The sequence below is a fragment of the Halobacillus salinarum genome, from assembly GCF_022919095.1.
In the GTDB taxonomy this organism is placed as follows: Bacteria; Bacillota; Bacilli; order Bacillales; family Halobacillaceae; genus Halobacillus_B; species Halobacillus_B salinarum.
The window spans coordinates 1,807,690-1,834,632 of sequence record NZ_CP095073.1 but is presented as its reverse complement, the minus strand read 5'-3'; the positions used below and the strand labels follow the sequence as shown (position 1 = coordinate 1,834,632).

Here is a 26,943-nt window from a genome sequence, read left to right as displayed (position 1 = left end):
TGTAACCATGACTAATTTTATTAAAATTTCACAGCAAGTCAAGAAAACGGCTCACCAATAAAACTGGCAGGAACTGCGGGAGCTCCTGCCTGAAAAATGAATTAATTCGCAACAATATTGACAAGCTTTCCAGGCACGACAATTACTTTTCGCACTGTTTTTCCTTCCAGCCATTCCTGCACTTGAGAATTTTCCAAAGCTGTTTTTTCCAAGTCCTCTTTAGAGGCATCTTTATTGACTGTCAGTTTAGCTCTGACTTTTCCCATCACCTGTACGACGATTTCTACTTCATCTTCAACAAGTTTTGTTTCATCATACTTCGGCCAAGGTTCATAGCTGATCGAACCTTCATGCCCCAGTTTTTCCCAAAGTTCTTCACTTAGATGAGGAGCTACTGGGGAGAGAAGCTTAACGAAGCCTTCTACATATTCCTTCGGAAGTTCATTTACTTTGTAGCTTTCATTGATAAATACCATCATTTGCGAAATCCCTGTATTAAAGCGAAGATTTTCAAAGTGCTCGCTTACTCTCTGAATGGTCTCATGATAAACCTTATCCAATGAATGGTCAGAGGTACTTTCTTTTATGTTGGCAGACAATCCCTCTTCTACAATAAACAGCCGCCACACCCTGTCCAGGAACCTTCTTGCTCCATCAAGACCATTTGTAGACCAAGCCACGGAAGCCTCCAATGGCCCCATAAACATTTCATATAGTCTTAACGTATCGGCACCATGGGAGTAGACTATGTCATCTGGGTTCACCACGTTGCCTTTTGACTTACTCATTTTCTCATTTCCTTCACCAAGGATCATGCCTTGGTTGAACAGTTTCTGAAATGGTTCCTTCGTAGGGACTACTCCTGCATCATATAGCACTTTGTGCCAGAAGCGTGCATAAAGCAAATGAAGAACAGCATGTTCGGCACCTCCTATATAGACATCTACAGGCAGCCATTTTTTAAGTTTTTCATAATTAGCGAATATTTCGTCGTTATCCGGATCGATATAACGAAGGTAATACCAGCAGCTTCCAGCCCATTGGGGCATAGTGTTCGTTTCCCTGCGGCCTTTCATTCCGGTTTCAGGATCCACTACATTCACCCACTCGTCGATGTTGGCAAGCGGCGATTCTCCCGTGCCTGAAGGCTTAATTTCAGTAGTTTTCGGCAGTTCAACAGGGAGATCACTCTCAGGAACCGGCGTGATGGAGCCATCCTCCCAATGAATGATCGGAATCGGTTCGCCCCAGTACCTTTGTCTACTGAAAAGCCAATCACGCAGGCGATAAGTTGTTTTTCTAATTCCTTTATGATTAGATTCAAGCCAGTCAATTGCTTTTTCAATTGCCTCATCTTTGCCTAACCCATTTAGAAAACCTGAGTTAATATGGCTTCCTTCACCAGCGTACGCTTCTTCTTTTACGTTTCCGCCTTCTACAACTTCTACAATGGGAAGGTCATATTTCTTTGCAAATTCATAATCTCGTTCATCATGAGCAGGAACAGCCATAATCGCGCCACTTCCATAACTCATCAACACGTAATCAGCTACCCAGATTGGCAGTTCTTCTCCATTAATCGGGTTAATTGCATAAGCCCCAGTAAACACGCCGGTTTTATCTTTTGCTAAATCCGTACGCTCGAGATCACTTTTATGTTTCGCCTGATTAATATAGGCAGAGACTTCAGCCTGCTGACTTTCAGTAACCACTTCATTTACAAGCGGATGTTCAGGCGCCAATACTGCATAGGTTGATCCAAATAAAGTATCCGGCCGAGTGGTAAAAACGTCAAAGGACAATGCACTTGATTTAATTCCAAATGTCACTTCTGCTCCTTCAGATTTACCTATCCAATTACGCTGCATATCCTTTATGCTCTCCGGCCAATCCACTTCTTCCAAATCATCAAGCAGACGATCAGCATATTCAGTAATCTTCAACATCCATTGCTTCATCGGCCGGCGTTCTACCGGATGGCCGCCTCTTTCACTTTTTCCATCGATGACTTCCTCATTGGCCAGCACTGTTCCCAGTGCAGGACACCAATTCACAGCTACTTCATCGATGTATGCAAGACCTTTTTCATATAGCTTCAGAAAAATCCATTGTGTCCATTTATAATAGTATGGATTTGTAGTATTCACTTCACGATCCCAATCGTATGAGAATCCAAGCTCTTGAATCTGCCGCTTAAACGTCTTTATGTTTTGTGCGGTGAATTCTTCCGGGTCATTTCCCGTATCAAGAGCATACTGCTCCGCCGGCAACCCAAACGCATCCCAGCCAATTGGATGCAGCACTTCGTATCCTTGCATTCTTTTCATTCTGGCAAGAATGTCTGTTGCTGTATAGCCTTCTGGATGCCCGACGTGGAGACCAGCTCCAGATGGATATGGAAACATATCCAGAGCATAGAATTTCTCTTTATCAGAAGAACTATCAGTTTGAAATGTTTTATGGTCTAACCAATAATTCTGCCACTTTTTTTCTATGGACTTATGATCAAAAGCCATTTCTTTTTCCTCCTCAGCAAAAATATAAAAAAGCCCCTCATCCCAATATGGGACGAGAAGCTTGATTCCCGCGGTACCACCCAAATTAACGCAATAAAAAGCGTTCACTTGAAATCGATAACGGTGATTAAACCGGCAAAAGCTACCATGTGCGTTCACTTTTGCGACATCCAAGGCGAGTTCATAAGCTTCAAGGACAGCTTGCACCAACCGCTGTCTCTCTTAAATACTTGAACCTTTATTACTACTCCTTTTCTACGTCTTTCCATGTATAACCGTATATTAATGAAAGAATCTTCCTTTGTCAAGAAAACCCCGGCCGTCTCACCATTCCAGTAATAGCTCAGCATCATTTAAAATGGTAAAATAATAAAGTAAAGAATCACTCATAAAAACACCAATCTACCGAATGGTATAAAAAAGGACTTTTCATTATGACGTTATTACGTATCTTAGAGTATGCACACGATTTATTAAAAAATACCATTTCTAAAGGAGACATTGTTATCGATGGAACCTGCGGAAACGGTCATGACACTGCGTTTCTTGCGCAATTAGTGGGAAGTGAAGGCTTCGTTTACGGTTTTGACCTGCAGAGTCAGGCAATTACCAACACTTCGTCTCGAGTAGCACAACACGGAATGGATAACCGCGTCGAACTCTTTCACACCAGCCATTCCAATCTTAACAAGCTGATAGCAGAAGAACATAAAGGAAAAATCCAAGGGGCGATTTATAATCTTGGTTACCTGCCTGGAAGTGACAAAACAGTCATTACTACCCCGGAGGAAACTGTATCTTCCTTACAACAGCTAATTGAATTACTTAATCATGGCGGGATGGCTGTAGTCGTAGTATATCATGGGCATCCCGGCGGAGAAGAGGAAAAGCATGCGGTTGTTTCCTTTGCCGAATCGTTAAATCAAACACATTATGAAGTGCTGAAGTATCAATTTATTAATCAACAAAATTCACCACCGTTTATATTAGCGATTGAAAAAAAGCCTGAATGACCTACAAAGGTCGTCCAGGCTTTATCATATGGTACATCTTCGTGTTAATGTAGAAAAACTTAGCTTTTTTTCCACTGACTTTAAGAAGATCTTTGACGAACCTTTTGGCATTGCTTAACTTACCTACCTTGCGGTCCGCCAGGTACAAACCAACCAGCCCTTTATGAATCATCTGATGAAACTTAGGATCTGGAAGTTTTGATACTTCCACATTCGTTTGTTCAACAAAATATTTAAAACGATTGATCATCTGTTCTTGATGCTCATAATAGAAACAAAAATTTAAATCTCCTTCTTCCTTATCTTCCTGCTGATCAATATAATAATCAAGCAGAATATGAAGGCCCTGCATAAATGGAAAATAACTTTTTTCCACTTGACCGGCAAGCTCATCGTTCATTTTCCCACCCAGCGTATAAGAGACAAGACAAAAAATGCCAAGTGTAGAACCCGTACACGCGGAAAATTCATACCATTCCAGATGCGGCCAATCCGGCTGGTGGGATTCAAACCATCCCTTAAGCCTCGGAATCCTTTCTTCTTCAATGACATGTTTATGAACCTGCAGGTCATTATACAGACCGCCAAGCTTATTCGTGTGCATTAAAGCATATCGATAATCAGGCGAACCCGCGAGTACTTGCTGACAGGTTCTAACGAGGGCGTGAAGATACCCCCCATCCTCTTTATCTGTACGATAATGATAATAATCCTTTAACTCATTACCTGGAGTCAACGCATCCGTCATCGATTGATGAAGCATTCTGAAATCTTTAGGATCCATCGATGTACTGCGGTCACAAAGATTATCCAGATAATCGCTTATAGTTTGGTAAGCGACGATAAATCGAATGGCTTCTCTCCAATTAGTGTTTGCAAGCAGAGCGTAGATCGCTCCCCCTTCACAATGAAACGTTTTATCCCTGATGCTTGCCAAGGCTTGGTTTTTCAGTTCTTGATTAGGTATAGCCTGGGCTTTTTTAATCCAATAGTCTAATTCTTGATGAACGCTTGGAAAAATGAATCGATAAACGTTTACCATCATTTTAACAGCGTTATTTGGAACTTGTCCCGACAAGACAGATCCTCCTATCCTAGTCTTTTGATATTAACTGCTGCATAAAATTGAGCGTATAGTGATATACTTCATCTCTTTTTGGTTCATTAAATATTTCATGGTAGAAATGAAGCCACTCTTTATAAGTCTTCTCTTTACTTTCCACTTTATGAAACCATTCCAATGTTTTGTAGCGGTCTACAATCAGATCTTCTCCTGCCTGCATAACTAATAGAGGCACGTCAGGAAATTGGTCAATATATAGAAAAGCTTGCTTGATCGCTTTACGGAATTCACGGTACCATCGAATAGATACCCGATCAATGAGAAGAGGGTCTACTTTATATTCTTCGATTAGTTCCGGACTGGTAGTCACTGTTTCCGGTTTAAGCTTTCTTTGTACTCTTAAAGAAGGACAAAGATAATTTAATACATAAGACAGGGCTTCCATGGGCCGGGAAGCCTTAGACAGCAGACCAGCTGCTGGAGAGGAAAGAATGACGCCGGATACGGAAGGCTTTAATTCTTCCATTGCACGGATTACGGCTGTCCCTCCCATGCTGTGTCCTAATAAAAATAACGGCAGATTTTCTTCTGCATCAAATAACCAAGCTTTTATCGTTTGTATGTAATCATCAAAGCTTTTGATATGGCCTTTTCTGCCTTTAAAAGAACCCTGGCCGGGCAAATCGCCATAAATGACGTGAAAACCGTCCGCTTGAAACTGTTTAGCCAGTTGGTCGTACCTCCCAGAATGTTCAAAAGCACCATGAACAATAATGATCGTTCCCACTGGCTCCATAGCTATCAATTTTTTCATCCGTTTCTTCCCCTTAAACCAAAACTAAATTTGCTATACTGTACATAGTCATATTATAAGGGGGATTATCATGATTTGCGAATATAAAGGAAAAATTCCTTCTATTGATCCGACCGTTTTTGTCGCTCAAGATGCTGTGCTTACTGGAGACATCACAGTTGGTGAAAAATCCAGTATATGGTTTAAAACGGTCATTCGGGGTGATGTTGCTCCTGTGAAAATCGGCAGTGAAGTCAACATTCAGGATTTGAGCCTGCTTCATCAAAGCCCGAATCAACCTCTGATTATAGAAGACGGCGTCACTGTCGGCCACCAGGTTACACTGCACTCAGCTCACGTAAAAAGGAATGCTTTGATAGGAATGGGATCTATTATCCTGGATGGAGCAGAAATAGGAGCGAATTCTTTTATCGGTGCTGGAAGCCTCGTTCCTCCTGGTAAAGTCATCCCTGATCATTGCCTTGCCTTTGGAAGGCCCGCTAAAGTCGTCCGCTCTTTAAATAATGAAGACTACAAAGAACTGGATCGCATTCGAGCAACCTACGTTGAAAAAGGCCAATATTACAAAGAATTGCTGAATAAGTGAGTGTTAGAATGATTTATGGATTGTTTTCTTTTACGATTATTTGCGGTATGATGTTAGCCCTTTATTCTTCACGACTTCCTTTATCGTTAAAAAAGCAGGCCCGGGTATTCAGCTGTCTATTTTTGTTAGCCGGCCTGGCACTTTTACTAGTGCTTGTGAACAAGCATCACTGGCTTGCAAAAGGAAAAGAATTCTACACCACATTTATCACGGATACAGAAGTTTCACAAGGACGAACTGAACTGGCCTTAAAGATGAGCAATAAAGGAAGTATCCTTCCTTCTGTGAAGCTTTCGGTACCTATGATTGAACAATACCCCGAATTGCCAAGAGGCTGTGAAGTAACAAGCCTGGCCATGCTTTTTCACTTCTCCGGAAATAAAATAGATAAACTGAAGCTGGCCAGTGAAATCAAAAAAAATACAGCTTCCTTAAAAACTATCGATGGAAAAGTCTATTACGGCGACCCTAATGAAGGCTTTGTCGGAGATATGTATTCGTTGAACAATCCGGGGCTTGGGGTTTATCATAAACCGATAATGGAGCTTACTCAAGAGTACTTCGATGAACGAGCCGTTGATTTTACCGGACAGGACTTTTCCCAAATCCTGCAATATGTGAATGATGGACTTCCTATCTGGGTGATTATTAACTCTGATTACGATAAACTTTCCGACCGCTACTTTGAGACATGGCATACCTCCGGGGGAAAAATACAAGTTACCCGGAAGGAGCATTCAGTTGTTGTAACAGGCTATGACCGTGAGTATATTTATTTTAACGATCCATTAAACATAACAAAAAAAGCACCCATTAACAGCTTCAGAGAAGCCTGGGTGCAGATGGGGAAGCAGGCGATTACGATTTTGAAGCCGTAAGCTTGCTTCTCGTCTTATCTTCATTTTGCAAGTCCTCAAGTGGAAACTTACGTTCTACATAGATTTGGTGCCAGAGCATAAACATTAATACCGTCCAGATTTTCCGGCTGTAATCCGCTTTTCCTTGAGCATGAGCATCCAGCAGGCTGAGAACATAATTCTTATCAATTAAGTAACTCGTCTCGCTTTCTTTGATTAACACTTTCGCCCAATCGTGAAGCTCTTCCTTGAGCCAGTGCCTGATAGGTACAGGAAAACCTAATTTTTTCCGATCAAGTACATGGTCTGGAATAATACCACGTGACGCCTGCCTCAATATATGTTTAGTCGTTCCCTCTGCAATTTTCATATCCACAGGAATACCGCTCGCCACGTTAAATACTTCCTTATCTAAAAAAGGCACGCGTAATTCAAGTGAATGAGCCATCGTCATTTTATCAGCTTTAAGAAGAATGTCTCCACGCATCCATGTATGAATGTCAATGTACTGCATCTGGTTGACGAGATCATAAGTATGAACGTTTTCATAAAGAGATTTCGTTATCTCCTTATAAGGAAGGTCCTGACGGTAATCTTTCATCAACGCTTCTTTCTCAGCTTCCTCAAACATTTTCGCATTCCCAATATACCTTTCCTTCAAAGGCGTGGTGCCTCTTTGCAGAAAGCTCTTCCCTTTTACACCTTCTGGGAGAACATCTGCCACACGTCCAATCATTTTCTGCAAGGAAGCAGGGATATGCTGAAAAGCTTTTAAAGATTCCGGTTCCCTGTAAATATTGTACCCGCCAAACAACTCATCGCTTCCTTCTCCTGAAAGCACAACGGTTACATGCTTTCTCGCTTCCCTTGCTACAAAGTATAAAGGAACACAAGCCGGATCTGCGAGAGGGTCATCCATGTGGTACATGATTTTTGGCAGCTTCTGGACATATTCTTCCGGTGATATGATATAAGAGATATTTTCCACATCCAGCTTCTCCGCTGTTTCTTTTGCCACATCCACTTCTGAATAGCCTTCTCTTTCAAACCCAACAGAAAAGGTCTTAATATTAGGATTAAACTGTTTAGCCATGGCTACAATAATAGTAGAATCAATGCCGCCGGATAAAAACGAACCTACAGGTACGTCACTGCGCATATGCTTTTTGACTGAATCAAACATGACATCCTGAATAGACGTAATCCAGTCCGTCTTACTCATGAGCTTCGGCTGAAACGTAGCATGGAAGTAGCGGTGGAAAGAGATTGGCTTTTCCGGTTTTTTGATAAAGTAATGACCGGGTTGAACTTTTTGAATGCCTTCGGTCAAAGTCATAGGCTCAGGAACAAATTGATAACTTAAATAATGCTGAAGAGCATCTGTACTTACTACTTCATTCTGCCTGGCCACAGTAATACTTTTCTTTTCAGAAGCAAAAAAGATGCCTTCTTCTTCTTCCGAATAAAAAAGCGGCTTTATACCAAATGGATCTCTAGCACCGTACAGTGTCTCCTCATGCTTGTCCCATATTAAGATGGCAAACATGCCGCGAAGTTCCTTAAAAGCCTCTTCTCTTTTCTCATGAAACAGGGCAATGATCACTTCTGTATCAGATTCTGTTGAGAACTGAGCCCCTTGTTTTTTCAACTCATCCCGTAATTCGACATAATTATAGATTTCACCGTTAAATACCATCCAATAACGGTCATTTTCATAGCTTAGCGGCTGATGCCCGCTTTCAATATCAATAATGCTTAATCTTCTGAAGCCAAAAGATATATAATCATCGTGAAAAAACCCTTCGTCATCAGGGCCGCGATGAGTAATAACATCATTACGATATTTGAACGTCGCTTGTTGTTCATCATTAGGCAGCGCTGGAAGATCTCTAATCATTCCAATAAAACCACACATAGACGTTCCTCACTTTCTTTTTGCAGTCTAAACTTACGAGATAAAATTATATCATAAAACCTATAAGGCTTCGAGAGCCTTTCTTGGTCATTTTATGTAATATTTCATAAAAAAAACATCGTTCCTGATATTTCTTCAAGAACGATGTAACACTTATTGTTCTAAGAGACTTTTTAACTCCATCGCTTTGTCTGTTTTTTCCCACGGGAATTCTACATCAGTGCGTCCAAAATGACCATAGGCAGCAGTCTGGCGATAAATCGGTCTGCGTAAATCAAGCATCTTTATAATTCCAGCTGGCCTCAAGTCAAATAAATCCCGAACAGCCTTAACTAGTTTTTCCTCGGAGACTTTCCCCGTTCCATTTGTGTTGATGGAAATCGAAACAGGCTGTGCCACTCCAATGGCATAAGCAAGCTGCACTTCACAAGACTCCGCTAAACCGGCTGCTACGATATTTTTAGCCACATAACGAGCAGCATAAGCCGCTGAACGGTCCACTTTCGTGGCGTCCTTCCCACTGAAGGCACCGCCTCCATGGCGGGCGTATCCGCCATATGTGTCTACGATAATCTTCCGGCCTGTAAGTCCTGCATCCCCTTGTGGTCCTCCAATGACAAAACGACCGGTAGGATTAATGAAATATTTTGTTTCCTTATCAATGAACTCTGTTGGAACTACTGGTTCAATAACAAACTTTTTCAAGTCCTTTTTTATTTGCTCCAGTGTGACTTCCTCAGCATGCTGAGTTGAAATAACGATCGTATCCACTCGAACCGGCTGATCATTGTCATCATACTCAATCGTTACCTGTGTTTTTCCGTCTGGACGCAAATAAGCAAGAGTTCCATCGTTCCTGACATCAGCTAAACGCTTCGAGAGCTTGTGGGCAAGCGAGATTGGAAGAGGCATCAGTTCTTTCGTTTCATTATTGGCATAACCGAACATTAACCCCTGGTCTCCGGCACCAATCGATTCAATTTCTTCATCGCTCATCTGACCTTCACGCGCTTCATAAGCTACGTCTACGCCTCCAGCAATATCAGGTGACTGTTCGTCAATAGCAGTAAGTACCGCACAAGTATCTGCATCAAATCCATATTTAGCACGGGTATAGCCGATGTCCTTAATAGTCTGGCGGACAATGGCTGGTATATCAACATAAGTATTTGTACTGATTTCTCCCGAGACGAGTACAAGTCCAGTAGTAACTGTTGTTTCACAAGCTACCCTTGCATTCGGGTCATTTTTTAAAATCTCGTCCAAAATGGCATCAGAAATCTGGTCACAGATTTTATCAGGATGACCTTCCGTAACAGATTCAGATGTAAACAAACGACGATTGGCAGACATTCTCAAAAACTCCTCCTTCTTTCCATGCACAAATTATTAGACGGAACTCTTTCCAGGATATTGATCATTAAGATCTTCACTATATGGAGATTATAGTATCCAAACCATAATCGGATGATTTGAGTAGGTTACAGCTGTAAACAGCTTAGACAGATATTTCCTTATAAAAAGAAAAAACCCTTCCTTACTCGAGGAAAGGGGGTGCTTCCTTTCGCTCTTATCGTCCAAGGAGGTTTTACGTACTCCTTGCTTCAGGTTAGCACCGTGTCAAGATTGACGGGTTGCCGGGTTTCAAAGGGCCTGTCCCTCCACCGACTCTGGATAAGAGAGTTTCCGTTCGAAATTATCGTAACGAAATCCCTTAGTATTGTCAATTAAATGGCTGCAGACTAAGCCATATCTTCCATTAATAGATCCTTTGACATTATGAAAGAAAATTCCCTTACCAAGAACCAAATGACTGCACATTGTTACCACTAAGTTTTATAATCACCATATGAAGCATGCCCGTAAACGTTTGACTTTTTATAAGCACGATCTTTATGTAATCTTTTCATTCCGGGGTCATGTATAATCCCCTGATGCAGATGAATAGTAAACGAAATAATGTCGTTCACATAAGTTAAAGTAAGAAGGAGTTCGGGATGTTTTTATGGATGACTTTCCTTTGTTGATTAGAAGGAAAATTACTCTCAGTTTTTTATAAAATAGCGTGGACTATTAAACACAATGTGTTATACTAATTAACAAATTACAGCATCTGTTCTATTGAAATATTTTACGAAAAGGCGGGTAAACATATGAGTGCCATTAATCAAATGTCTGACTTAAACCAATTATTAACCGAAGAGCATGTTAAGCATCAATTGTCTGTACCACAGCTGGTTGAAAAAATCCTTGCTCGTCATGAAGGCAATCTTACAGATAAAGGTGCCATACAAGCGACTACCGGAGCCTATACAGGGAGATCTCCTAAAGATAAATTCATTGTTAAAGACCATCAATCTGAAGGGAAAGTTGACTGGGGTTCCGTAAACCAGCCGATTGATGAAGAAACGTTTATTACACTTTACCATAAAGTACTTAGATACTTAAAAGCTCGTGAAGAATTGTACGTTTTCAAAGGATTTGCTGGTGCTGATAATAGTTACCGCCTTCCAATTCAAGTCATTAATGAATTTGCCTGGCATAATCTATTTTCACGACAGATGTTCATTCCGGCTACAAAGGAAGAGACGCTGAATCATGAAGCGGAGTTCACAGTTATTTCTGCTCCAACATTTAAAGCGATTCCAAATGTAGATGGTACGAATTCAGAAGCATTCATCATGATCTCCTTTAAGCACCGCATTGTACTTATCGGCGGTACAGAGTACGCAGGAGAAATTAAGAAATCCATTTTTTCTGTTATGAATTATATTCTTCCACAAAAAAACGTCCTTCCCATGCATTGTTCAGCCAACATCGGCTTAGAAGGGGATGTTGCACTCTTTTTCGGGCTATCCGGAACAGGGAAAACCACCTTATCTGCTGATGCAGACCGCCGTTTAATCGGGGATGACGAACATGCATGGTCAAACTATGGCGTTTTTAATATTGAAGGTGGATGTTATGCGAAATGCATTAATCTGTCCAAAGAAAAAGAGCCGCAGATTTTTGAAGCCATTCATTTCGGTGCCGTTTTGGAAAACGTTATTTTAAATGAACATACGAAAACCCCTGATTATAATGATACGTCACTAACTGAAAACACGAGAGCCGCTTATCCGCTCGACCACATAAAAAATACTGTGCAGCCAAGCGTAGCAGGACACCCGAACACGATCATATTTCTAACGGCTGATGCAACTGGAGTACTGCCGCCGATCAGCAAATTGACAAAGGAACAGGCTATGTATCATTTCTTAAGCGGCTATACGAGCAAGCTGGCAGGAACAGAAAGAGGAATCACGTCCCCTCAAGCTACATTTTCCGCTTGTTTTGGATCTCCATTTCTGCCGCTTCCGCCAGCTACTTATGCAGAAATGCTTGGAGAAAAGATCGATCAATTCAACGCCGAAGTATTTTTAGTTAATACAGGGTGGACCGGAGGAGCTTTTGGAAAAGGACAAAGAATGAACCTTTCCCACACCCGCTCCATGGTTCATGCTGCATTGGAGGGTGAATTGAAATCCACAGAAACCTATAAAGACCCTGTTTTTGGATTAAGTATTCCTACACAGTGTCCAGGAGTCCCGGACGAAGTATTAATTCCTAGAAAAACCTGGGATGATCCCGATGCTTACGACGAGCAAGCGAAACAGCTTGCCGAAAAATTTCACAACAATTTCTTAAAGTTTAAACACGCGCCGCCTGAAATTAAACAGGCAGGTCCCGTCTATGGAAGACGGTAATTAACGCTCCTCATCTCCTCAAATATATAAAAAAAACGGGTTGTACTTAAAAGTACAACCCGTTTTTTTATTTTCCTACACTTCTTTGGCAAAATATTTCTTAATATACGTTAAACAACTCGGAAGGACTTCATCTTTCATCATAAAACTGAACCGTTCGTTTGACACTAGTTTTTCCGGAAACCTTTCAAATAGCACCGGTCCATAAGTTTCAAAGTAATGATCCTGGTCTGCTAAGGAAGAAATGATAGCAAAATAAACATTCTTAATAATTGTGCCGCCTTTGCCTGCTACATAATACTGTCCGACATAGGTAAGTTCTTCTACCATGCCTCCCGTTTCTTCTTTAACCTCTCTTACAGCCGCCTCTTCCGGTGTTTCTCCTTCTTCCACTTTTCCTCCGGGAAATTCAAATCCACGATCTTTATGTTTGGTTAATAACCATTTGTTTTGATAACGGCATATGACCCAGACATGCTTTGGATATTTAGAAAAAGGATGATCTTCAAATGATAATGTTACTTCATTGCGATAATAATCGTTAAATGTCTTCATGTATGATCCTCTGCCTTTTATTGCTAGTTACTCGCTACCAGCTTTATGTTCAAGTAACTCTTGAAATTCCACGCTCTTTAAATCGTACCATAAGGAGGTTTAATTACAAACCGTTCCTTACGAGTACAATCGTAAACCAGCTGTCCTATACTCTTAGTATTCCTGTCTATTATTGCCCATAAACCTGAAAGGCGTATATTGGAGGCACTGAAACTTTTTTCCTTCCCGTTCGTAATGCATAGTAGTAAGCCAAAAAAGGAGGAGACCAATGAAGAAACAATCATTCCTCATAGCTTCCCTGCTGATTATGACTTTACTCATGACCGCCTGTGCGAGCACAGAGGGAGCAAAGGTAGCGGAAATTTACCAAAAGTCCCTGGACGCAAGCAAACAACTGGAGAGCTTTAGTATGAAAATGGAGTCCGTTCAGCATGTAAGTACCGGAGACCTCTCATCTGAATCGGCTGAAGAAACAAGGATGCCCGGGGTATTCCTATGAAAACATCCATAGAGGCAAAAGTACACGCTGACCCACTGGCTTACCATCAAACCGTCCAAACCATGGGACAATCGATCGAACAATACTACACAACTGATGGATTTTTCATTTCCCAGCCAGGATCGAATCAATGGGTAAAAGCCCCGGATAACATGGTGGAAAAAATGAGCCAGATTACTGCTGCTGACCAGATGCCTGCAAAACAATTGAGCAAGCTTAAAGACTATGTAGATGACTTTAACTTAGAGGAAAAAGAAGGAAATTATATTCTTACCTTTCATTCCAAAGGAGAGGACGTTCAAGAACTCATTAAGAATACGATGAAGGAAAACTTTCCTGAAGCTAAACTTCCAAAGGACCTTTTTAAAAAACTGACGATTAATGACGTTACTTACCGTTACACCATTAATAAGGAATCTTATTATCCCAAAGCGATAGATATAGAAATGAATTTTTCAATAGATAACGGTGGTCAGAAAACCTCAGTGAAGCAGACGCTTTCAGGTACTTACAGTGACTACAATGAATTAGGGAACATTACAGTTCCGAAAGAAATTAAAAGTTCGGCAGGAGAGATAAAAAACAGGTGAATTTATTACAAAGATCGCATGAATTTAGTAAAACTTAAACCAAATGCTATTACAGTCCTAGTAGAAAACGCATTATTCCGATCATAGCCTAAAAAACATGGGTTCTCTTCTTTAAAAAAGCCGCTCTCAGAAAGGCGGCTTTTTCTTATTCATCCAAATCCTTTAATACATCCATTTCTTCAATTTGTTTCTTTGTTCCTTCATCTCCCAGCTCATAAATCATTCGAAAAGCTGCAGCCATCCCTTCATCGTACTCATCATTTGCTTGATCATAATGATAAGGTTCTGCAGGCACATGAGCCCTGAAAAATGAACGCACGTCTGAGTTATAAATTTCATTAAATACTTCGCGAAGCTTTAGGGCTTCGTCTTCTGTCGCGTAAATTGCAAAGTCATCGTTGTTGGCGTCGTGGTTCACTGAAATTTCTCTTGTCCCAAGGTTAATGTTATATTTTTTCTTTTCCATCATCAGCCCTCCTGCGTATAGTTTGAGCAAGAGCGGCTGTACCTATCCGATAAAATAAGAAAGACACACTTTAATAAAGATTCATTTGTTTCTCATACTTGTTTATCGTCACTTCTTCTAAATAGTTCTCATCCACCTCTACTCCAATTCCTAGCTGATCAGGCACTTCCATCTTCCCCCATGAATCGTAAGCGGAGGCACAACTAAATCCTTAAAAAAATACCGCTCTGAACTTGAAAGGTCACCAGGAACAGTGAAATTGGCAAGCGAAGCTAAAGCTAAATTGTGTGCTTTAGATATTCCCGACTCCACCATCCCGCCACACCACACAGGGATATCATTGTCCATGCAATAATTATGAATATCCATGGACGTGCTTAACCCACCGACGCGACTGATCTTTATGTTGATCATTTGACAGCTTTTTAAACGGACCGCCTGTTTCGCGTCATGGAGGGACATAACCGATTCATCAAGACAGACAGGGGTTTTCATGCGCTTTTGAAGCTCTGAATGAAGGTAGAAATCACCAGCCGGAAAAGGTTGTTCAAGCATCAATAATCCTAACTCGTCCAGCGAAGCTAGATAGGATAAGTCCTCTTCGTTATAAGCACCGTTGGCATCAATCATTAACTGCACTTCGGAATCAAGCTCTTTTACTGCAGCGACTGCTTCTTTTTCTTTTCCTTTTTCTACCTTCAACTTATACCTTTCGTATCCCTGCTCTTTAAACAGGGGAAGCTTTTCTCTAAAATTTTCAGATAAGTTGATCACTGCCCCCGCTTTAACAAAGCTTCTGCTGCCGCCTAAAAGTTCTTTTAAACTTTTTTTCCTCTGTTTGGCAAATAGATCCCAGTAAGCAGCTTCAAGTCCAGCTTTTGCCATTTGATGACCTTGGATATGTGAAAATTCCGAAGAAAACTCGCTTGGATGTGAAAGTTTAGTTAATGAATCTTGTTCGAGCAGAAAATCTTTTAAAATATGCCAGGCCGTATCTATGGTTTCAGACGTATAGAACGGGCCGGGAAAAGCAGTGACTTCGCCCCATCCTGCATTCCCCGATTCATCTGTTGCCTTAACAATGATTAAGGGGCGTTTGGTTAAGCTGCCTTGATGGGTGGAAAATGGATTTCTCATGGCCAGTTCCACATGAAAAAGGGTAATGTTATGCACCTTCATTGTTTCGCTCATAAGTTTCCAACAGCTTTCTTCTTAAAATTTTATTTGAAGCATTTCTAGGCAATTCTTCAAGAATATAAAAAACATGAGGTACTTTATAACCCGCTAACTTTTCTCTACAGTAAGCTTTTATTTTTTCAATATCTAAAGGCATGTTGTTTTCCAATACAAGAAATGCAGCAGGAACTTCTCCCCACTCATCATCCTTTATTCCGGTAACACCAGCTTCCTGAACACCTTCTATACCCGTCAGTACACTTTCGATTTCCGCAGGATAAATATTTTCTCCTCCAGAAATGATCATATCTTTTACACGATCCACCACATAAAGAAATCCCTCTTTATCCATATAACCTAGATCTCCTGTTTTTAAAAATTCATTCTCCCTTTTTTGTTTCTTATAATATCCCTCTGAAACCATCGGCCCCTTCACAAGTATTTCACCTATCCTCCCTGGTTCACTTTGGTCGATCTTTAATTCTGCGGGACTTAGGGCTTTTCCGGCTGAGCCAATTTTTCGAAAGGCTTCACCAGGACTCAACGTACATATTTGAGAGCTTGTTTCCGTCATTCCATAGGATTGAAAAACAGAAATATTTTTTTCATACGCCTCATAAAGCAGCGGTTCAGGTGCTGGCCCTCCGCCTAGAAGCATTCCCCTAAACGATTCAGGGTAGGATCCTCTTCCAAGGTCCTTAAGCAGCCGCTGCAGCATAACTGTCACCACCGATATGATCGTAACGCCATTCTCCATAATTTGGTCGTTTATCTTCCCCGCATCAAAATTGTTAAATAATACGATGGGCATACCGTAAATTACATTTTTCATTAATATGGAGAATCCTCCTACGTGGAAAACAGGAAGGCACAACAGCCATTTATCTTTTGCTTCGATTCCTAAATTTAAAGCAGATGCTACCGCACTAAACCAATGATTCCCATAAGTATGGATCACGGCTTTTGGTTGACCAGTCGTTCCAGAAGTATAGATCATGGTGTACGGGTCAGAAAAATCAAGGGATGTATTAAGGTCAGATGCCTCCTCCACTTTTGGAAAACGAGAGCTGGAATAAACATCATCTGCACCTAATGATGTTAAATCCGCAGCTTTTATTCCTTTTTCTAGGTGTTCTTTATCTGCAATTAATTTTTTGACGTCTGCATCATCCAATTGGTAGGCTAATTCTTCTGCTGTCAATCGAGTATTTAATAGTACTCCCACTGCTCCTATGTAGCTGAGAGCATGGATAAAAAGCGGGGTTGATAACTGATTGCTTACCAATAAAGCAATATGATCCCCACGTTGGATCCCTTGAAGCAGCATTCCACCAGCTAAACGTCTGCTTTCCTCTCTTAATTCTGCAAAGGTAAGCCTGCCTCCTCCCGCAAATTCAATTGCTGTTTTATCGGGGTTTAAATCATTTTGTTTTTCCAGCCAATGAGGAATTGTTTGACCCACAATCCTTCCCTCTCTTTCTTAAAGCGAAAGGGGCTTTCCCCAGTGGAAAGCCCCTTTCTGCTTCTTTTTACAATTACGGAAATCTTGGAAACTTATCGAAATCAGGCTTGCGTTTTTCCTTAAATGCATCTCGGCCTTCTTTAGCTTCATCAGTAGTGTAATAAAGCAGGGTGGCATCGCCTCCCATTTGCTGAAGTCCTGCCAAGCCATCGGTATCTGCGTTAAAGGAGGCTTTTAAGAACCGTAGAGCGGTAGGGGATTTTTCAAGCATTTCCTTGCACCATTGCACGGTTTCTTCTTCCAGCTTATCCACAGGTACTACGGTATTTACTAGACCCATATCTTCCGCTTCTTTTGCACTATACTGACGGCACAAGTACCATATTTCACGGGCTTTTTTGTGGCCGACGATACGTGCAAGCAGTCCAGCACCATACCCTGCATCAAAGCTCCCAACTTTAGGTCCTGTTTGACCAAACACAGCGTTATCTGCGGCAATCGTTAAATCACATACAATATGTAAAACGTGTCCGCCTCCAATAGCATACCCAGAAACCATAGCCACTACCGGTTTCGGAGTAACTCGAATCAGTCTTTGAAGATCAAGTACATTCAACCTCGGGACACTGTCATCTCCTATATAACCGCCGTGACCTCTCACTTTTTGGTCCCCGCCAGCACAGAAAGCCTCATCTCCTGCTCCAGCAAGCACGATGACTCCAATCGTTGAATCATCACGGGCGTAAGCAAAGGCATCAATTAATTCTTGTACCGTTTGCGGGCGAAATGCATTACGTACCTCTGGACGGTTGATCGTAATTTTTGCAATCCCCTCAAACGTTTCGTATAAAATATCTTCATATTCTCTTTCTTGATTCCATTCAAAAGCCATGATATCTTCCTCCTTCTGTATGCTTAACAGTTCATTTTCCAAGTAGTTCAAGCGCCTAACGCTTTCATTGTATCACGAATGCCTCCACAATTTCAGTGAAGAGCTTTGGATTCTCCAGATGTACCGCGTGACCCGCCCCCTCAACGATCGTTAATTGGGATTCCAGGGCTAAACTGTCCATTCTGCGGTTAATAATCTTAAACTTTTCGTCTTTCATGCCCGTGATTAGAAGCAAGGGAGTAGATAACACCGATAAACTTCTCCACCAGGAAGGCTGACTACCAGTACCCATTCCAAGTAAGGATTGGATCAGGCCAACAGGATGGTGATGCAATCTCTCCTCCTTGATTTTTACCTTCTGTTCAATTGGAAGTTCCTGCTGCGAATCAAACAAAGGAATGTTTTCCCAGTAATCGATAAAGGATTCAATTCCTTTATCTTCAATTCGTCTGGCAAGAGCAGCATCTCGTGCTTTCCGTTCTTTCTGTTCTTCAGGCTTCTCTAATCCAGGCGACGCACTTTCTAAGATAAGCTTATTCACTTTCTCTGGATAGAGCAAAGCAAATGAAAGCGCAGCTCGTCCTCCCATAGAATAGCCTAGCAGCTGAACAGAAGGAATAGATAACTGATTTAATAATTCGTTCAGATCCGAGCAAAACTGTTCCATGTTCAGTTGTCCTAACACCCCGGTTCTCGCGTGTCCGGGCATGTCGATCGATAGAATTCGAAAGCGTGAAGAAAGCTGATTAACCAGCTCATCAAAGGTGTTTAAACTTCCCGTGAAACCATGCAGACACAGAAGAATTGGTCCGCCTTCTCCTTTGTCTTCAAGCCAATATTTACGTTGCTGAACGCTTACATACATCTCTTATCTACGTCTCCATTCTAAAATGGCTTCTTCGATGCTCTTCCATTTTGCTTTATGAAAGTCAACATGCTCTGTACGGTTCGTAATGACTTCAACAACCGACATGCCATCTTCTTGATAGCTATCTGCTAACGCCTGCTGATACTGGTTCCAATTCTCAGCACGATGATAGCTGCCGCCATACATTTTCACAGACGGAAGAAAATCAATACCTAGAGGAGTACCGAATAACTCTTCAAAATAATCCTTGTGCTCCACTTGAGGGAGATAAGAAAAAATACCGCCACCATTATTGTTAATGACTACTATCGTTATGGGGATATCGTGCTGCTTTGCTGCAAGTAAACCATTCATATCATGGAAAAATGAGAGATCACCTAACAGCAGGGTTACACGCTTACCACTTGCTGCAGTTCCCACAGCGGAGGAAACAACTCCGTCAATACCATTCGCACCACGATTAGCTAATATTTTTATTTGCTTCGGTGTAGCCATAAAAAAGCTGTCTACATCTCTAATCGGCATACTATTCCCGACGTACAGAACAGATTCTTCCGGGAGAGCTTCGGCCAGATATACAACCGCATGACCTTCATTTAACTTCTCCCCGGGTTCAGCCAGCATATGATTTTTGGCGATGACATTCATTGATTTCCAAAATTCTAGCCAGTTTTCATTCCGCACTTCATCTGTAACCAAATCAACCAATTGATTACACAGCATTTCCGGGTCTGCCCAAATAAACTTCGTCTTCACTCCAGAAGGCTCGCGATAGCTGAGATGACGGTCTACTACAAAATGGTCGATTTCGTCACCATATTGCTGAATCCACTTCAAATACGCCTTTGAAACAGGCATCGCTCCAAAGCGGATAATAAAATCTGGACGGTAATCATTCTTAAAGCTTTCTGACTTTAACAACGAATCGTAATTTTCAATGATATTTCTCTTATCATGCTGTCCCGCCCTTAGTTGAGATAGAGGATCAGCAAAAATAGGGAGCGCATGCTTAATGGCAAGTTCAGCAACTGCCTCAGCTATATGATTATTGGCTTCTGGTCCGCAGACTATTAAACCTCTTCCACCGTTTTTCAAATGCTGCACTAAAGGAGTCAATTGCTCCTCATCTGGGAGCATACTTCCTTTCGATGCTCTAGGAACAGGCTCTTGGTCCCCCTCCAAATGCCTTCTAAAGTAAAGTCAGGAATTAACGGCTCCCTAAATGGAAAATTTAAGTGGACAGGACCAGCATGTCCTCCTGTGCTTTCTTCCACCGCACGGGCAGCTTGACGCCTGACATAAGCGGTAAGCTCTACCGAAGGCAGCGCCATATCCTGAAACCACTTCACGTATTTCCCATACATATTTGTCTGATCGATCGCTTGCGGTGCACCTACTTCTCTTAGTTCATGTGGCCGGTCAGCAGTTAATACCACTATAGGTACGCGGCTGTAATGAGCTTCTACGATAGCAGGAAGATAATTGGCAGCAGCCGTTCCAGACGTACAAACCAAAGCGACAGGTTCTTCCATTTCCTTAGCCATCCCTAGTGCAAAAAAAGAGGCTGATCGTTCATCAAGATTCATCCAGTGCTTAATGCCCTTATGCTCTGCAAAAGCCATTGCCAAGGGTGTTGACCTCGAACCAGGCGAAATCACCACATTTTTAACACCAGAATAGACGAGCTGGTCGACAAACTGGGTTACATATTTCGTTAAAGCTTCTACATGTCCATCCATACTTATCCCCCTAAAACAGATAACATCGGCTGTAATTTCACGGCTGTCTCTTCGTACTCTGACTGGGGATCTGAATCTTCTACTACTCCGCATCCTGCAAATAAGGACGCTTTCTTTCCCTGAATCAGCGCAGATCTAATTGCAACGGCAAATTCTCCGTTGTTCTGTCGGTCCATCCATCCAACCGGCCCTGCATACCAGCCTCTGTCCATACGTTCATTCGCTTTTATATAATCGATGGCAGTATGTTGCGGCATACCACCGAGTGCAGGCGTTGGGTGAAGCCTCTCAATAACATCCAGCAAGGTATATCCTGTTTGTAAAGTTGCCCTTACAGGAGTATATAAATGCTGTAAATTACGAAGCGGATACAAGACGGGAGAAGACGGAATCTCCACGTCATAACAGCAGGCATCTACAGCATCCCGAATCATTTGAACGACAAACTCGTGTTCCTGGCGATTCTTTCGGTCGTGGAGCAGCTGTTTTCCTAATCGTAAATCCTCGTCTTCGTTTCTTCCTCGAGGAATTGTCCCAGCCAGGCATGTAGAAACGAGCGTTTTGTCTTCTACTTTAGCCAGCCGCTCTGGAGTGGCACCGATAAAATACGCTCCTTCACTTTCAATCGCAAAAAGATAGCTGTTTGCTTGCTTGGCTGCAAGCTCTTGCAAAACAGCCGCAATGTGTACATCTTCTTTAAAATTAACTTTCAATTCACGTGCCAGCACGACTTTATCAAGCAGTCCTGCTTTAATATCTTCGGTAGCTTGCTTAACAGAGGACTTCCAGCCTTCTGGGTCCTGTTCTTCTGCCCGTATTCTCTCTGGAATGTGGGGTGTAAAGTCTTGTCCATGGAACAAAAGCTCTTCCTGTTCAAGCAGTTGATTCAAAATTTGCTGTTTATGGTCCTCAGGATAGATCACAGCATTAATCGTTAAATAGGACACATGGTGATAATTCGTTAGTAGAAAACACGGGATGGTCATTTGGCTGTCAGGAAACTTTTCCCACGGTGCTTCCTTGAGATTTCCAGAGTTAAAACTGAAGCCCCCAAGGGCCACAACTCCTGTTCCCTTTTGCTTATAGCCGTCCGAAACGATTGCTTTTTCACGCAGCTCATTCCAGGCTGTCTGCAAGTTTTGAAATCTGTCTGCTCCACTTGTAAACATTTTGTTCGCTGACCCTACTCCGACCATCAAAAAATCTTCTTCAGCACTTTTCCAAAACACACGGTGTTGATCAACCTTGACTCCATTGTGAAAGAATACATATGGATTCTGATAGTCAATTTGTTCTACGAAGCTGACTAACTGTGGTGTTTTGTCCTCCAATGCCGTTGTTAATGCTTGATCTATTATATCTTCAAACTGAGACACTTTTGTATGAAGCATAATCATTCCTCCCATTTTATTAGGGACGTTTATTAAATTATCATTTATAATAATACATATCATCCGATATGAGTCTTTCTTTTATCCCATACATCTTTCTCTATTTTATTCTCTTTTTTCGCTTGACTCAAGGAATCTCAATCGTTCTTTTTACGATTTACAATCATTGACACTCTATTGTAGTTTCCCTAAGATAAATTTGATATTATATTACTAGTCTATTACAAGGGAGAGAACACCTATGAGCTCTATGCCAAACCATAATATAAAAGCTTCCTTGAATGAACGTGAAGGACTTCAAGTATGGTGGAGGCTGCTGCGCCCCCATACATTAACCGCAGCATTTGTTCCAGTATTTGTCGGTACAATGCTTGCTGCAATTGACGAAACGATCAATGTCTTGTTGTTTGCAGCAATGCTGCTCGCTTCCATCCTCATTCAGGCGGCCACGAACATGTTTAATGAATACTACGATTATGTAAGAGGCTTGGATAATGAAAACTCTGTAGGAATAGGAGGCACCATAGTCCGGGACGGTATTTCACCGCAGACTGTTTTTAGGCTTGCGATCAGCTTTCTGCTTATTTCCGTTCTCCTCGGATTTTATATTTGTGCAGTATCCAGCTGGTGGATTGCCTTAATTGGACTGGTATCCATGCTGTTCGGTTACCTCTATACTGGAGGGCCCTACCCAATCGCCTATACCCCGTTTGGTGAATTAACAGCCGGACTTTTTATGGGTACTGTGATTGTGGAAATCAGTTATTATATTCAAACTTTATCGATTAATTGGCATGTGACATTTGTATCGATGCCTGTAGCTATTTTTGTGGCTTCCATTCTGCTTGCGAATAACATTCGGGACAGGGTAGGAGATAAAGAAAATGGAAGGCGGACTTTAGCCATTTTATTTGGCCATAAACGAGCAGTAGGTTTTCTAAGCTTTTTATTTACGATCGCTTACGGCACTACGATTGGACTCATTTTTGCCGGTCTGTTACCATTTTGGTCGCTCATCACTCTATTCAGTTTAATTAAAGGCATCACAGCTATCAAGGGCTTCAAAAATAAATCTGCCCCCTTGAAATGCTGCCAGCCATGATAGCTACTGCAAAAACAAATACCATTTATGGAATGCTTTTAGGAGTCTCACTTCTCCTTCAGCTGTTTATTCCAATTGGCTAGGAAGTAAAAAAAGGATGGGTCCCATCCTTTTTTTGTTTAGGTTTGATCCCGCGGGCTTCGGGAAATAACAATTAAAGGAATGATTCTATGGACATTTCACTAAACCACACACTTATGGAAGCATTAGGAATGGAAATCGAAACAGCTGATAAGGATCGCGTTCAAATTAAAATGCCAGTGGATGAACGAACCCATCAGCCCATGGGATACCTTCACGGAGGAGCAAGTGCAGCATTAGCAGAATCTGCTGCAAGTATCGGGGCTTATTTAAATGTTAATCCAGCTACACACCAAGTGTTTGGAATGGAAATTAACGCTAATCATATGAAAAGTGTACGCAGTGGTTTTGTCAAGGGGACAGCAGAACCCCTCCATATAGGCAGGAATTCCATGGTGTGGTCAATAGAAATTAAAAGCGACGAAGGCCAGCTGCTTTCCATTGCACGGTGCACAATTGGTGTAGTTCCTATTAATAGCGAGAGAAAGACAGGAAAGGAGAGTATATAATGCTGACAGAAGATCAAATTCAACAATTTAAGAAACGCTTAGAAAAAATGAAAGAAGAAACAGAAGAAGAATTAGAAGATTTTCATTCAGAGCGAAATCATAATGATTTTGAAAAAGACCGAACGGGAGAAGTATCCAGTGTTGCTGACCACCCAGGGAATCTTGGCACGGAACAGTTTGAACAGGAAAAAGATTTAACCTTTTATGAACAATCCCGTGAACATCTTATGGAAATTAATGACGCTCTGAAACGAATTGAGGAAGGACGTTTTGGCGTCAGCGAAAAATCTGGAAAGCCGATTCCGATCGAAAGGCTGGAGGTTCAGCCGACAGCACGATTACTTGTAGAGGAGGCAGAAGAGCGGTCCTGAACCGCTCTCCTTTCTTTATTATGAGATGGTTAAAGCTTTTTTTGTTTATGATCGTTGTCTATGGGGGGTTCACGATCGCTGGGTGGCTTTTTCCAACAGCCCAGGAGTGGTACAACCAGTTAGCAAAACCTGCCTTCACTCCAGACGGTCGAATTATAGGAAAAGTGTGGGCGGTTCTTTTTTTCCTTATAGCCCTTTCCTATACACAAGCAATTCAAAAACAGGGAACCTTTCGCCTCCCTCGAGGAGTATGGGCTCTCATGTTCATTAATTATATATTCAACCAGTTGTTTAGTTACTTTCAATTTTCCCTTAAGGATTTGCTCCTGGCAACGGTAGACGCTGCATTTGTATCCTTGACAGCTCTTGCTTTAATTCTAGCATTATGGAATATCAGCAGATTGAGCAGTTTACTTCTCCTCCCTTATTTTGCCTGGAGTTCCTTCGCTACTTACCTTGCATTCACCATTTTTGAAATGAATCCTGGATCTACTCTGCTATACTAAGTCAAATAGAGAGAAGGGGGACAGGTAAACGAAGTGCTATTGGACCGCACGGGGCGTAAAACAACATATAGGAAATCAACGGGCTTTCTCTACAAGCTGAAGCAGCCTTTGGAGAAAAGGCTGCTTCGCTTCTAATTCCCATTATTTAGTGTGTCGTTAAGCAGCTGAGGAAGAGTTCGACTGCATTCGTTTCTGCTCAATCCATGGCCGCAGCTTAATAAAAACAGGCACAAACAGCACTCCTATGATCAGCCCTTTTAAGGCATTAAACGGCAGGATAGCAGCTACTACAGTCGTCCATTTCATTTGGGCGCTCATCATTTCCATACCCATAAACCAGCTGTAAGCTGGAAGGATAAAGAAATAGTTTAAAACACTCATGCTGACTGCCGTTATGACGATACTAACCACTATTCCCGACACCAGACCTTTCGTCGATTTAAACCTGCGATAAAACATCGCTGCAGGGACGACAAATAATAAACCAGCGGTAAAATTAGCCACTACTCCGACTGGGTCAGATGCCCCAGTATAAATAAAATACAAAACATTCTTTAATCCTTCAACCGCAATCCCTGCAAGGGGAGTAAATAAAATAGCTGCAATGAGTGCCGGAATTTCACTAAAATCCACCTTTAAGTACTGCGGAAGCAATGGCAGTGGAAAATTCAGCAACATGAGTACCACTGAGATACTTCCAAATAACGCTATGATTACTAACTTAAATAACTTTGATGATTGCCCATTTCGGTTCATCATCCATCCTCCTTCATCTTTCATCGATTCACATCCCAGATGAAGGTGAGCTGTCCAAAGGAATCAAAAAACCCTAAAGCACAAAAAAGGGGCTTTAGGGTTGGTAAAAATTCCACAGGAAAACATAGGTAGTATTCACTACCCGTTTCGCTCGTCATCTTCTCCCATCCAGACTGTCACTGTCGGTCCCGGATTTTCACCAGGTCCACCGTTTAATAAACAAACGGGTCACGGACTTAGAATGCATACCTGCACACCTTACCGTCGGTCGGGAATTACACCCTGCCCCGAAGATGGAACCGATATATTATTGTACTTCTATTTTATAAGGAAAAGGCAGGTTGTGCAACTTAAATGCCCGCCTTTTCCTTTATGAGGAGATTATTCATCAAGAGGGTTTAAGCTTTCTTTACCGCTCATGTTAGACAAAAGCTCCACCAACAGTTCAATTTCCTGATCCATATCCTTGATGCTGGCGGTCTCCACTGGTGAGTGCATATATCGCAAAGGCAGGGATACCAGGCTAACTGGAACCCCTTTACCAGTTAAGCGCATTCGATCTGCATCCGTCCCAGTTGCCCTTGAAGTGAGTTCATATTGAACATGTATCGATAATTCCTTTGCCGTCTTTTCCAACAGCCCATTGATCTTACGATTAATCGGCGCGCCTTTAGCTAGAACCGGTCCCGCTTCAAGTTTTACATCGCCATACTTATTTTTATTTACACCTGGATAGTCCGTAGCAAACGTAACGTCACAAGCAATAGCCATATCGGGTTCAATTCCAGCTGCAGCAAAATAAGCACCGCCCATGTTGGTTTCTTCATTAACCGTACTCGCTGCATAGACGCCCACATTTAATTGCTTGTCTGCAAGCCTGCGTATGACTTCACCAACAATAAACTGGCCCGTTCGATTATCCAGCGCCCTCCCGGACACATAGCGGTCCATTAAGATTTCCGGTTCCCTCTTATATACAGCTAAATCACCGATTTGAACGTGCTCCTCCATCTCCTCTTTGGACTTTGCACCGCAATCGATAAATAAATCCTCGTGATCAAAATCACCTTTCAAGCCTCCATGATGTTGAGCATTAACCCCAATCACGCCTGTCACTGTCTTTTTAAATCCAAGCACATGAACCTTCATCCCGACGGCAGCCTTATGGTTAATGCCTCCCATTTTCTCAAAATAAAGGTATCCCTGCTCATCAATGCGGTTAATGACTAGGGCAATTTCGTCACAGTGACCTGCAAGCAGTACTTTAAATTCAGCGTTGGGGTTTAATACCGCAATCGCATTCCCGGCGTGGTCCGTTCGGATTTCATCGGCAAACGGTTCCATTTCCTTTATCCATCGTTTTTGAATTGTCATTTCCATACTGGATGGGGATGGGGTTTTCAACAATTCGAATAAAAAGCTTAATCGATCATTTTGCATATGTATTCCTCCTTTTTAATCCACTATAAT

25 protein-coding genes, 1 pseudogene, 2 riboswitches and 1 other annotated feature are annotated in these 26,943 nt (G+C 41.8%); of the genes and pseudogenes, 10 read left to right on the top strand and 16 right to left on the bottom strand.

Annotation, left to right across the window (positions count from 1 at the left end; all coding sequences use genetic code 11):
• Nucleotides 1–101 precede the first annotated feature (101 nt).
• On the bottom strand, nt 102–2,516 hold the full coding sequence (gene leuS / locus MUN89_RS09345) for a leucine--tRNA ligase (RefSeq protein ID WP_244713115.1): 2,415 nt from the start codon (nt 2,514–2,516) through the stop codon (nt 102–104).
• 45 nt (nt 2,517–2,561) lie between these two features.
• Nucleotides 2,562–2,783: a binding site (T-box leader), on the bottom strand.
• Nucleotides 2,784–2,950: 167 nt separating this feature from the next.
• Here leuS and MUN89_RS09340 point away from each other — a divergent pair.
• Nucleotides 2,951–3,529, top strand: coding sequence for a tRNA 5-(aminomethyl)-2-thiouridylate-methyltransferase MnmM (locus MUN89_RS09340; RefSeq protein WP_244713114.1), 579 nt, complete (start codon nt 2,951–2,953; stop codon nt 3,527–3,529).
• Nucleotide 3,530: 1 nt separating this feature from the next.
• On the opposite strand, the gene MUN89_RS09335 is transcribed toward MUN89_RS09340, so the two are convergent.
• Nucleotides 3,531–4,607 (bottom strand): tetraprenyl-beta-curcumene synthase family protein, encoded by a 1,077-nt coding sequence (locus MUN89_RS09335; RefSeq protein ID WP_244713113.1) that lies wholly within the window; start codon nt 4,605–4,607, stop codon nt 3,531–3,533.
• A gap of 16 nt (nt 4,608–4,623) precedes the next feature.
• The gene (locus tag MUN89_RS09330; protein WP_244713112.1) at nt 4,624–5,406 is read right to left on the bottom strand and encodes an alpha/beta hydrolase; all 783 of its coding nucleotides are present in this window, start codon (nt 5,404–5,406) and stop codon (nt 4,624–4,626) included.
• 67 nt (nt 5,407–5,473) lie between these two features.
• Between MUN89_RS09330 and MUN89_RS09325 the strand changes: the two genes are divergently transcribed.
• Both MUN89_RS09325 and MUN89_RS09320 read left to right on the top strand, forming a co-directional pair.
• On the top strand, nt 5,474–5,992 hold the full coding sequence (locus MUN89_RS09325; protein ID WP_396266103.1) for a gamma carbonic anhydrase: 519 nt from the start codon (nt 5,474–5,476) through the stop codon (nt 5,990–5,992).
• A complete protein-coding gene (locus MUN89_RS09320; RefSeq protein ID WP_244713110.1) occupies nt 5,989–6,870 on the top strand; it encodes a C39 family peptidase in 882 nt (293 codons plus the stop codon). The genes MUN89_RS09325 and MUN89_RS09320 overlap by 4 nt, the downstream gene beginning before the upstream one ends.
• Here the strand turns inward: MUN89_RS09320 and asnB are convergent.
• Both asnB and metK read right to left on the bottom strand, forming a co-directional pair.
• Nucleotides 6,851–8,764, bottom strand: a complete 1,914-nt coding sequence (asnB, locus tag MUN89_RS09315) for an asparagine synthase (glutamine-hydrolyzing) (RefSeq protein WP_244713108.1) — start codon at nt 8,762–8,764, stop codon at nt 6,851–6,853. The two genes, MUN89_RS09320 and asnB, sit on opposite strands and share 20 nt — an antisense overlap.
• Nucleotides 8,765–8,917: 153 nt before the next feature.
• Complete coding sequence (gene metK, locus MUN89_RS09310) at nt 8,918–10,117, bottom strand: methionine adenosyltransferase (RefSeq protein WP_244713106.1); 1,200 nt, start codon at nt 10,115–10,117, stop codon at nt 8,918–8,920.
• Between the two features lie 214 nt (nt 10,118–10,331).
• A riboswitch (SAM riboswitch) is annotated at nt 10,332–10,445 on the bottom strand.
• A gap of 472 nt (nt 10,446–10,917) precedes the next feature.
• Here metK and pckA point away from each other — a divergent pair.
• Nucleotides 10,918–12,510 (top strand): phosphoenolpyruvate carboxykinase (ATP), encoded by a 1,593-nt coding sequence (gene pckA / locus MUN89_RS09305; RefSeq protein ID WP_244713104.1) that lies wholly within the window; start codon nt 10,918–10,920, stop codon nt 12,508–12,510.
• 75 nt (nt 12,511–12,585) lie between these two features.
• Here the strand turns inward: pckA and ytkD are convergent, their stop codons facing one another.
• Nucleotides 12,586–13,065, bottom strand: a complete 480-nt coding sequence (ytkD, locus tag MUN89_RS09300) for an RNA deprotection pyrophosphohydrolase (protein ID WP_244713103.1) — start codon at nt 13,063–13,065, stop codon at nt 12,586–12,588.
• Between the two features lie 268 nt (nt 13,066–13,333).
• Here ytkD and MUN89_RS09295 point away from each other — a divergent pair, with 268 nt between their 5' ends.
• Together MUN89_RS09295 and MUN89_RS09290 are read left to right on the top strand one after the other, a co-directional pair.
• Complete coding sequence (locus MUN89_RS09295; RefSeq protein WP_244713101.1) at nt 13,334–13,564, top strand: DUF6612 family protein; 231 nt, start codon at nt 13,334–13,336, stop codon at nt 13,562–13,564.
• Nucleotides 13,561–14,154: a DUF6612 family protein gene (locus MUN89_RS09290; RefSeq protein ID WP_244713099.1), complete on the top strand. Its 594-nt coding sequence runs from the start codon at nt 13,561–13,563 to the stop codon at nt 14,152–14,154. Before MUN89_RS09295 ends, MUN89_RS09290 begins: the two co-directional genes overlap by 4 nt.
• A 145-nt stretch (nt 14,155–14,299) precedes the next feature.
• Here MUN89_RS09290 and MUN89_RS09285 read toward each other — a convergent pair whose 3' ends face one another.
• The 8 genes from MUN89_RS09285 to MUN89_RS09255 form a co-directional block, all read right to left on the bottom strand.
• Nucleotides 14,300–14,623: a hydrolase gene (locus MUN89_RS09285; protein ID WP_318036131.1), complete on the bottom strand. Its 324-nt coding sequence runs from the start codon at nt 14,621–14,623 to the stop codon at nt 14,300–14,302.
• 147 nt (nt 14,624–14,770) lie between these two features.
• Nucleotides 14,771–15,811, bottom strand: a complete 1,041-nt coding sequence (gene menC / locus MUN89_RS09280) for an o-succinylbenzoate synthase (protein ID WP_244713097.1) — start codon at nt 15,809–15,811, stop codon at nt 14,771–14,773.
• A complete protein-coding gene (locus MUN89_RS09275) occupies nt 15,786–17,258 on the bottom strand; it encodes an o-succinylbenzoate--CoA ligase (protein WP_244713095.1) in 1,473 nt (490 codons plus the stop codon). Before MUN89_RS09275 ends, menC begins: the two co-directional genes overlap by 26 nt.
• Nucleotides 17,259–17,331: 73 nt before the next feature.
• Nucleotides 17,332–18,150 carry a 1,4-dihydroxy-2-naphthoyl-CoA synthase gene (gene menB, locus MUN89_RS09270; protein WP_244713093.1) on the bottom strand — a complete coding sequence of 273 codons (819 nt, stop codon included), beginning with the start codon at nt 18,148–18,150 and terminating at the stop codon, nt 17,332–17,334.
• Between the two features lie 64 nt (nt 18,151–18,214).
• The gene (menH, locus tag MUN89_RS09265; RefSeq protein WP_244713091.1) at nt 18,215–19,015 is read right to left on the bottom strand and encodes a 2-succinyl-6-hydroxy-2,4-cyclohexadiene-1-carboxylate synthase; all 801 of its coding nucleotides are present in this window, start codon (nt 19,013–19,015) and stop codon (nt 18,215–18,217) included.
• 3 nt (nt 19,016–19,018) lie between these two features.
• A complete protein-coding gene (gene menD, locus MUN89_RS09260; RefSeq protein ID WP_318036130.1) occupies nt 19,019–20,155 on the bottom strand; it encodes a 2-succinyl-5-enolpyruvyl-6-hydroxy-3-cyclohexene-1-carboxylate synthase in 1,137 nt (378 codons plus the stop codon).
• Nucleotides 20,131–20,757 carry a 2-succinyl-5-enolpyruvyl-6-hydroxy-3-cyclohexene-1-carboxylic-acid synthase gene (menD, locus tag MUN89_RS21995; RefSeq protein WP_318036129.1) on the bottom strand — a complete coding sequence of 209 codons (627 nt, stop codon included), beginning with the start codon at nt 20,755–20,757 and terminating at the stop codon, nt 20,131–20,133. The genes menD (MUN89_RS09260) and menD (MUN89_RS21995) overlap by 25 nt, the downstream gene beginning before the upstream one ends.
• Nucleotides 20,758–20,759: 2 nt before the next feature.
• Nucleotides 20,760–22,148, bottom strand: a complete 1,389-nt coding sequence (locus MUN89_RS09255; RefSeq protein WP_244713089.1) for an isochorismate synthase — start codon at nt 22,146–22,148, stop codon at nt 20,760–20,762.
• A 241-nt stretch (nt 22,149–22,389) separates the two neighbouring features.
• Between MUN89_RS09255 and MUN89_RS09250 the strand changes: the two are divergent.
• The 4 genes and pseudogenes from MUN89_RS09250 to MUN89_RS09235 all read left to right on the top strand — a co-directional run bounded on the left by MUN89_RS09250 (nt 22,390) and on the right by MUN89_RS09235 (nt 24,717).
• Nucleotides 22,390–23,333, top strand: a pseudogene (locus MUN89_RS09250) (1,4-dihydroxy-2-naphthoate polyprenyltransferase).
• Nucleotides 23,334–23,420: 87 nt separating this feature from the next.
• Nucleotides 23,421–23,840, top strand: a complete 420-nt coding sequence (locus MUN89_RS09245) for a hotdog fold thioesterase (RefSeq protein ID WP_244713088.1) — start codon at nt 23,421–23,423, stop codon at nt 23,838–23,840.
• Nucleotides 23,840–24,211: a TraR/DksA C4-type zinc finger protein gene (locus MUN89_RS09240; RefSeq protein WP_244713086.1), complete on the top strand. Its 372-nt coding sequence runs from the start codon at nt 23,840–23,842 to the stop codon at nt 24,209–24,211. The genes MUN89_RS09245 and MUN89_RS09240 overlap by 1 nt, the downstream gene beginning before the upstream one ends.
• A gap of 20 nt (nt 24,212–24,231) precedes the next feature.
• Nucleotides 24,232–24,717, top strand: a complete 486-nt coding sequence (locus MUN89_RS09235; protein ID WP_244713084.1) for a TspO/MBR family protein — start codon at nt 24,232–24,234, stop codon at nt 24,715–24,717.
• Nucleotides 24,718–24,873: 156 nt separating this feature from the next.
• Here the strand turns inward: MUN89_RS09235 and MUN89_RS09230 are convergent, their stop codons facing one another.
• Together MUN89_RS09230 and MUN89_RS09225 are read right to left on the bottom strand one after the other, a co-directional pair.
• A complete protein-coding gene (locus tag MUN89_RS09230; protein ID WP_244713082.1) occupies nt 24,874–25,497 on the bottom strand; it encodes an ECF transporter S component in 624 nt (207 codons plus the stop codon).
• Nucleotides 25,498–25,625: 128 nt separating this feature from the next.
• A riboswitch (FMN riboswitch) is annotated at nt 25,626–25,772 on the bottom strand.
• 82 nt (nt 25,773–25,854) lie between these two features.
• On the bottom strand, nt 25,855–26,913 hold the full coding sequence (locus MUN89_RS09225) for a M20/M25/M40 family metallo-hydrolase (RefSeq protein WP_244713080.1): 1,059 nt from the start codon (nt 26,911–26,913) through the stop codon (nt 25,855–25,857).
• Between the last annotated feature and the right edge of the window lie 30 nt (nt 26,914–26,943).

Coding starts and splice junctions, on each gene's coding strand:
- leuS (WP_244713115.1), bottom strand. CDS start 2,516: ATGGCTTTTGATCATAAGTCCATAGAAAAAAAGTGGCAGAATTATTGG.
- MUN89_RS09340 (WP_244713114.1), top strand. CDS start 2,951: ATGACGTTATTACGTATCTTAGAGTATGCACACGATTTATTAAAAAAT.
- MUN89_RS09330 (WP_244713112.1), bottom strand. CDS start 5,406: ATGAAAAAATTGATAGCTATGGAGCCAGTGGGAACGATCATTATTGTT.
- asnB (WP_244713108.1), bottom strand. CDS start 8,764: ATGTGTGGTTTTATTGGAATGATTAGAGATCTTCCAGCGCTGCCTAAT.
- metK (WP_244713106.1), bottom strand. CDS start 10,117: ATGTCTGCCAATCGTCGTTTGTTTACATCTGAATCTGTTACGGAAGGT.
- pckA (WP_244713104.1), top strand. CDS start 10,918: ATGAGTGCCATTAATCAAATGTCTGACTTAAACCAATTATTAACCGAA.
- ytkD (WP_244713103.1), bottom strand. CDS start 13,065: ATGAAGACATTTAACGATTATTATCGCAATGAAGTAACATTATCATTT.
- MUN89_RS09295 (WP_244713101.1), top strand. CDS start 13,334: ATGAAGAAACAATCATTCCTCATAGCTTCCCTGCTGATTATGACTTTA.
- MUN89_RS09290 (WP_244713099.1), top strand. CDS start 13,561: ATGAAAACATCCATAGAGGCAAAAGTACACGCTGACCCACTGGCTTAC.
- MUN89_RS09285 (WP_318036131.1), bottom strand. CDS start 14,623: ATGATGGAAAAGAAAAAATATAACATTAACCTTGGGACAAGAGAAATT.
- menC (WP_244713097.1), bottom strand. CDS start 15,811: ATGAGCGAAACAATGAAGGTGCATAACATTACCCTTTTTCATGTGGAA.
- menB (WP_244713093.1), bottom strand. CDS start 18,150: ATGGCTTTTGAATGGAATCAAGAAAGAGAATATGAAGATATTTTATAC.
- menH (WP_244713091.1), bottom strand. CDS start 19,015: ATGTATGTAAGCGTTCAGCAACGTAAATATTGGCTTGAAGACAAAGGA.
- menD (WP_318036130.1), bottom strand. CDS start 20,155: ATGCTCCCAGATGAGGAGCAATTGACTCCTTTAGTGCAGCATTTGAAA.
- menD (WP_318036129.1), bottom strand. CDS start 20,757: ATGGATGGACATGTAGAAGCTTTAACGAAATATGTAACCCAGTTTGTC.
- MUN89_RS09255 (WP_244713089.1), bottom strand. CDS start 22,148: ATGCTTCATACAAAAGTGTCTCAGTTTGAAGATATAATAGATCAAGCA.
- MUN89_RS09245 (WP_244713088.1), top strand. CDS start 23,421: ATGGACATTTCACTAAACCACACACTTATGGAAGCATTAGGAATGGAA.
- MUN89_RS09240 (WP_244713086.1), top strand. CDS start 23,840: ATGCTGACAGAAGATCAAATTCAACAATTTAAGAAACGCTTAGAAAAA.
- MUN89_RS09235 (WP_244713084.1), top strand. CDS start 24,232: ATGAGATGGTTAAAGCTTTTTTTGTTTATGATCGTTGTCTATGGGGGG.
- MUN89_RS09230 (WP_244713082.1), bottom strand. CDS start 25,497: ATGAAAGATGAAGGAGGATGGATGATGAACCGAAATGGGCAATCATCA.
- MUN89_RS09225 (WP_244713080.1), bottom strand. CDS start 26,913: ATGCAAAATGATCGATTAAGCTTTTTATTCGAATTGTTGAAAACCCCA.